This is a genomic window from Sandarakinorhabdus sp. (assembly GCF_031430775.1).
Lineage (GTDB): Bacteria > Pseudomonadota > Alphaproteobacteria > Sphingomonadales > Sphingomonadaceae > Sandarakinorhabdus.
In genome coordinates this window covers 1-6563 of sequence record NZ_JANPCD010000162.1, presented here as the reverse complement: position 1 = coordinate 6563, position 6563 = coordinate 1, and the positions used below count along the sequence as shown (strand labels likewise).

The window sequence follows — 6563 nt, the reverse complement described above, 5'->3', positions numbered from 1 at the left end:
CGGCAGGACTGGCGTTTCCCCCCGAATCTCCGCTAGGGCTTTTCTCCCATGACGCGGTTCATTTTCATCACCGGCGGCGTGGTCTCCTCGCTGGGCAAGGGTCTCATGGGCGCGGCGCTGGCGGCGTTGCTTCAGGCGCGTGGCTACAGCGTGCGGATCCGCAAGTTCGACCCCTATCTCAATGTCGATCCCGGCACGATGAGCCCGTATCAGCACGGCGAGGTCTATGTCACCGACGACGGGGCGGAAACCGATCTCGATCTTGGCCATTATGAACGGTTTACCGGCGTTTCCAGCCGGCGGACCGACAACATCACCTCGGGCCGCGTCTATCAGGACATCATCGCCCGCGAACGGCATGGCGATTTCCTTGGCGCCACCGTCCAGGTCATTCCGCATGTCACGGACGCCATCAAGGCATTCGCCGGCGCCGAAGTCAGCGACATCGATTTCGTGCTGTGTGAGATCGGCGGCACGGTCGGCGATATCGAAAGCCTGCCGTTCCTTGAGGCCATTCGCCAGATGGCCGCCGACATGGGGCGCAACAACGTCTGCTACATCCACTGCACCCTGGTGCCCTATATCGCCGCTGCCGGGGAGCTGAAAACCAAGCCGACACAGCACAGTGTGGCGCAGTTGCGCGGAATCGGCATCCAGCCGCAGGTGCTGGTGTGCCGGTCCGAACATCCGCTGCCCGACAGTGACCGCGCCAAGATCGCGCTGTTCTGCAATGTCTCCAAGGACGCCGTCATTTCGGCGCTGGACGCCGAATCCATCTACGAAGTGCCGCTGAATTATCACGCCGAAGGGCTGGACGACGAAGTGCTGGCGGCGTTCGGCATAACGGATGCGCCGGCGCCTGACCTGACACGCTGGCTGGACATATCGGAACGGCTGCACAATCCCGAAGGCGAAGTGACCATTGGCGTTGTCGGCAAATATACCGGCATGCGAGACGCGTACAAATCGCTGACCGAGGCGCTGGTGCATGGCGGGCTGGCCAACCGGGTCAAGGTCAACATCAACTGGCTGGATGCCGAGGCGTTCGAAGATGCCGATGCCGTCCAGAAACTTGAACCGATGCACGGTATCCTGGTGCCCGGCGGCTTTGGCGAGCGCGGATCAGAAGGCAAGATCGCCAGCGTTGAATTTGCCCGCGAGCGCGGCGTGCCGTTTTTCGGCATCTGCCTTGGCATGCAGATGGCCTGTATCGAAGCGGCGCGCCACCAGGCCGGCGTTGTCGATGCCGGCACCACCGAATTCGGCCCGACACCCGAACCCGTCGTCGGCATGATCACCGAATGGATGAGCCCCGAGGGCCTGCAACAGCGGCAGGCGGGCGGCGATATGGGCGGCACCATGCGGGTCGGCGCCTTTGAAGCGGCGCTGGCCGGCAATAGCCTGGCGGCCAGCATCTATGGCACCGCCACCATCAGCGAGCGTCACCGCCACCGCTATGAAGTCAATGTCCATTACCGCGAGCGGCTGGAAGCGGCCGGGCTGATGTTCTCGGGCATGTCTCCCGATGGCCTGCTGCCCGAAATCGTCGAGCGGCCGGACCATCCGTGGTTCATCGGCGTGCAGTTCCACCCGGAACTGAAATCCAAACCGTTCGACCCGCATCCGCTGTTCACCGGCTTCATCGCCGCTGCGCTGCGTCAGAGCCGGCTGGTTTAGGCTAGCCGGGCTGTTGCCCGTTCGTGCCAGGCCAGCAGATGGGCGTGCTCGGCCGGCACCGCAAGCCCGATCCAGCTGGCAAAATCGATGTTGGTGAGCAGCGCGATATCGGCCATCGTCACATGGTCGCCGGCCAGCCATTCGCGGCCAGCCAATTGTGCGTCAAACCATGCCATCATCGTGAACGCCTGCGCCCGCGCCGCTTCGGCCATGGCGGGTATTTGCGCCACAAGCCGGGCCGTCAGCGGATGGCCATGTTGCCAGAACAGGCTGATGGGCGTGCCCAGCCCGGTTTCGACGCGGCGGATCCACATGTCGGTCTGCGCGCGTGCCAATGGCGTGGTGCCGAACATCGGCGGCTGTGGGTGCAGTTCGTCGAGGTAACGGCAGATGCTGATTGTCTCGGCGATGATCGTGCCGTCATCAAGCTCCAGAAACGGCACTTGCCCGCGTGGATTGCGCGCCATCACATCGGCCGATTTGTGGTCGCGCGCCGGCAGCGACAGCATTTTTTCCGGGCATGTCAGGCCCTTTGCCGCCAGGAACAGCCGCACGCGGCGCGGGTTTGGGGCGGGATCGGGTGCGGACCACAGCAGCATCGGGTTTTCTCCGTCATCAAGCCCGCACTATGCACCGCTGCCCGGCGGGGCACCAGCGTCGGGGGAAAATCCACGTGCGCTACGTAACATCGTCGCACCGCGTTTCCCTTGGCTCAAGGCTGGGCTAATCGCCGTGCGCACTCTGCCCCCAACGCACGACAGGATCTTTCGGTGAATTTCTCTTTTGTGCGTTCGGTTGCGATGGCGGCTTTGGGTCTGGTGTCCATGCCGGCGCTTGCCCAGATGCCGCCGCTGTCGGGCCAGCCCGCCCCGGCTCAGGACAATAATGCCCAGGAAGCGTCCAGTCAGGATGGGGAAGGCGAAATCGTCGTCACCGGCCAGCGGCAGGTCGGCAGCGTCATCGGCGACATCCAGCCCGAATTGCAACTGGGCGTGCAGGATATCCGGGCCATCGGCGCCAGCAGCCTTGCCGAATTGCTTGCAGAACTGGCGCCGCAGACCCGGTCGGGCCGGGGCCGCAGCAATGGACCGCCGGCGGTGTTGCTGAACGGCAAGCGCGTGTCGGGCTTTGCCGAAATCTGCAACATCCCGCCCGAAGCGATCATCCGCGTCGATGTGCTGCCCGAGGAGGTTGCGCTGAAATACGGCTTTCGTGCCGACCAGCGGGTGATCAACTTCGTGCTGCGCCCACGGTTCAAGGCGGTCACCGGCGAACTGGAAGTGGGCGGGCCCACCGATGGCGGGCGCTTTTCGAACGAGATCGAAGCCAATTTCCTGAAATTGAACAAGGACAGCCGCATCAGCCTGGAGGCCAAGTCCAATATCGACACGCTGGTGACCGAAAACGAACGGCGCATCGTCTCGCCCACACAACTGCGTGCCTTCGACCTTGCCGGCAACATCACGGCGCCCATTGCCGGCGCCGCCATCGATCCGGCGTTGTCGGCGCTGGCAGGCAGCACCGTCACCATCGCAGCGGTGCCGGCGACCGCCAGCAGCCGCGCACCGTTGCTGGCGGAATTTGCTGGCGGCGGTGTCAATGTCACCGATATCCGTCCGTTCCGATCGCTGCTGCCCGACACGCGCACCGTCAGCCTGAATGGCACGCTGGCCGGCAGCATATTGGGCGATGTCGCCGCCACGCTGACGGGCGGTATCGAGCGTACCACCACCGAAGCGTTGCAGGGGCTGGCGCCCGTGACCCTGACCTTGCCCGCCGGCAATCCGTTTTCGCCCTTTGCCGGTGATGTCGTGCTGGGGCGCTATGGCGCCGATCCGCTCCAGCGCAATGGAACCAGCTGGAACAGCCGGCTGGGCACCGTGCTGGATGGCCGGATTTCGGGTTGGCGCTGGAACCTCACCGGCAACTGGTTGCATGCGCAAAGCCAGACCCGCATCGACCGGGGCCTTGATGTGTCCACCATCACGTCGCGGCTGGCGGCGGGCGACCCCGCGCTCAATCCCTATGGCGACATCCTGTCTACCCTGCCGCGCCTGACCGATGTGGCCAGCACCAACAGCGACACTGCCAGCCTTGACCTGCTTGTCAGCGGCAGTCCGTTCTCGCTGCCCGCCGGCCGCGCCGGCCTGAGCGTCAAGGCGCAGGTGCAGACACTGGCGCTGGATACCCGCTCGGTGCGTGCGGGGCTGGTGCAGGCTGCCGATCTGGCACGCACCCAGGGCAATTTTCAGGCGAATATCGACTTGCCGATTGCGTCCATCGATGCGCTGGCGGCGCTTGGCAAGCTGACGCTCAATGGCAATATCGCACTGGATTCGCTGTCGGATTTCGGCACGCTGGTGACATGGGGCACTGGTTTCAACTGGACGCCCATCGAGCAGCTGGAGATCATCACGTCGTTCACACGGGAACAGGGCGCGCCCGGCGTCGGCCAGCTTGGCGACCCGCAGATTGCCACGCCTGGCGTTCGCGTGTTCGATTTCGTGCGCGGCGAAACCGTCGACATCACGCGCATCGATGGCGGCAATGCGGCGCTGGTCGCCGACAGCCGCCGCGTGTTCAAGCTGGGCCTCAATGCCAAGCCGCTGGCCAAGGTCGATCTGGTGCTGAACGGCAATTTTACCGCCAGCCGCATCGACAATCCCATCGCTGCGTTTCCGACCGCGACCGCCGAACTGGAAGCGGCGTTTCCGGACCGTTTTCGGCGCGGCACCGATGGCCGGCTGTTCCAGATCGACAATCGCCCGGTGAATTTTGCCAGCAGCGCCCGGCAGGAACTGCGCTGGGGCTTCACGCTGACGCAGACGTTGAAACCCGGCGCCGCAGAACGCGCCGCCGTGGAAAAGCGCATTGCCGAAGGGCGCGCCGCCTTTGCCGCACGGGCCGCCGAGGCCGCACGCACCGGCCAGCCAGCGCCGACACCGGCATTTCGCACGCCCTTTGGCGGCCCGCCCGGCGGTGGCCAGCCTGGTGGTGGCCGCCCCGGCGGCGGTTTCGGCGGCTTTGGCGGCGGTGGCCGGGGCGGTCCGCCGGGCGGATTTCTGGATGGCCGGGTGCAGCTGGCCTTGTTCCATACCGTGCGGTTCCAGGACGAAATCCTGATCCGGCCGGGCTTGCCTGTGCTCGATCTGTTGAACGGCTCGGCGGTGGGCAGTCGCGGCGGCCAGCCCCGTCACGAAGTGGAAATGCGCCTTGGCGCCGGCAGGCGCGGCCTTGGCGCCCGGGTCAGCGTCAATTGGCAATCGGCAACGCAAGTGCTGGTCGATCCGACCGGCGGCACGCAGTCGCCCGATGACTTGCGCTTTTCGGACCTCACCACGGTCAATCTGCGGCTGTTCGTCGATCTGGGGCAGCGGCCCGAAGTGCTGCGCAAGGCGCCGTGGCTGCGCGGCTCGCGCATCAGCCTGTCGGTGAACAACCTGCTGAATGATCGCATCAATGTGCGCAGCCGTGCCGGGCTGGAACCGATCGGTTTTCAGCGGGACCAGATCGATCCGCTGGGCCGCACCGTCACGCTGTCGCTGCGCAAATTGTTCTTCTGACCCTGCCGGCTTTGCGGCCTCTGGCGCGCACAGGAAAATCGCGGCAAGAGGCGAGGCATGACCGTGCCTTCACCCGAAACAATCGCCCACATCGAAGCGCTGGATGCCCGGCTGCGCTGGCTGTCGGCCTGGACGATCCACAACGCCAATCACCTGCGTGACAGCCGCGACGGCCTGAAGGTCGGCGGCCATCAGGCCAGCTGTGCCTCGATGTCGGCGATCATGGCGGCGTTGTATTTCGGCGCGCTGGGGCCAAATGACCGGGTCGCGGTCAAGCCCCATGCCGGGCCGTTGTTGCACGCCGTGCATTATCTGACCGGCGGCCAGAGCCGGGCGCAACTGGAGGCGTTTCGCGGCCATGGCGGCGCGCAAAGCTATCCCAGCCGCACGAAAGACCAGATTCCGGTCGATTTCTCCACCGGCTCGGTCGGGCTGGGTGTGGCGATCACCGCCTTTGCCAGCCTGGTGCAGGATTTTCTGGTGGCGCATGGGGCGCTGGCGCCAGCCGACACCGGCCGCATGATCGCGCTTATGGGCGATGCCGAACTGGACGAAGGCAACATCTACGAATGCCTGATCGAGGCCTATAAGCACGACATCCGCAACTGCTGGTGGGTCGTCGATTACAACCGGCAGAGCCTTGATCACACCACCGCCGACCGCATGTTCCGGCGCTTTGACGATATTTTCGAAACTTGCGGCTGGCGGGTCATCACGCTCAAGCACGGCGTGCGCCTGCAGGCCGCCATTGCCGAGCCGGGCGGCGATGCCCTGGCAGACTGGATCGATAATTGCCCCAATGTCGAATATGCGGCGCTGACCTATCAGGGCGGCGCGGCGTGGCGGACGCGGTTGGCGGCCGATCTGGGCGCGGGCATCGCCGGCATATTGGCAGCGCGCGATGATGATGCGCTGGCGATATTGATGACCGATCTGGGCGGGCATTGCATCGCCAGCCTGCTGGATGCCTATGCGCAGGCCGCATCGAGCGACCGGCCCTGCCTGATCATCGCCTATACCATCAAGGGCAAGGGTCTGCCGTTTGCCGGCCACAAGGACAATCACGCCGGGCTGATGAACCCGCCGCAAATCGCCGCGCTGCGCTCTGCGATGGGCATTGCCGAAGGGCAGGAGTGGGAGCCATGGGCTGGGCTGGGCGGCAACCAGGCCGCCGCGCTGAAGGCCTTTGTTGCGTCATCGCCCGCAGCCCATCTGCCGCGTGACCGGCTATTTGCCGCTTTGCCGGTGCCGGCGATCGCTGCGCCGACGGGCGCCGAGCAAGCAACGCAATCGGCCTTCGGGCGTATCCTGTTCGATCTTGCC

At 65.2% G+C, this 6563-nt stretch carries 3 protein-coding genes and 1 pseudogene; 3 read left to right on the top strand and 1 reads right to left on the bottom strand.

Annotated features, from left to right (window positions below; genetic code table 11):
• The first annotated feature begins 48 nt into the window (after nucleotides 1-48).
• Entirely contained in the window at nucleotides 49-1677 is a 1629-nt protein-coding gene (locus RMQ73_RS10450) for a CTP synthase (protein WP_310498165.1), read from the top strand.
• On the opposite strand, the gene RMQ73_RS10445 is transcribed toward RMQ73_RS10450, so the two are convergent.
• Nucleotides 1674-2276: a glutathione S-transferase family protein gene (locus RMQ73_RS10445; protein WP_310498164.1), complete on the bottom strand. Its 603-nt coding sequence runs from the start codon at nucleotides 2274-2276 to the stop codon at nucleotides 1674-1676. The genes RMQ73_RS10450 and RMQ73_RS10445 overlap by 4 nt on opposite strands.
• Nucleotides 2277-2447: 171 nt before the next feature.
• Here RMQ73_RS10445 and RMQ73_RS10440 point away from each other — a divergent pair, with 171 nt between their 5' ends.
• Together RMQ73_RS10440 and RMQ73_RS10435 are read left to right on the top strand one after the other, a co-directional pair.
• On the top strand, nucleotides 2448-5240 hold the full coding sequence (locus tag RMQ73_RS10440; protein WP_310498163.1) for a TonB-dependent receptor: 2793 nt from the start codon (nucleotides 2448-2450) through the stop codon (nucleotides 5238-5240).
• 57 nt (nucleotides 5241-5297) lie between these two features.
• A pseudogene (locus tag RMQ73_RS10435) lies at nucleotides 5298-6563 on the top strand (transketolase); the annotation flags it as partial.

Excerpts from the sequence above, each read along its gene's own strand:
- RMQ73_RS10450 (WP_310498165.1), top strand. The coding sequence starts at position 49 with ATGACGCGGTTCATTTTCATCACCGGCGGCGTGGTCTCCTCGCTGGGC.
- RMQ73_RS10445 (WP_310498164.1), bottom strand. The coding sequence starts at position 2,276 with ATGCTGCTGTGGTCCGCACCCGATCCCGCCCCAAACCCGCGCCGCGTG.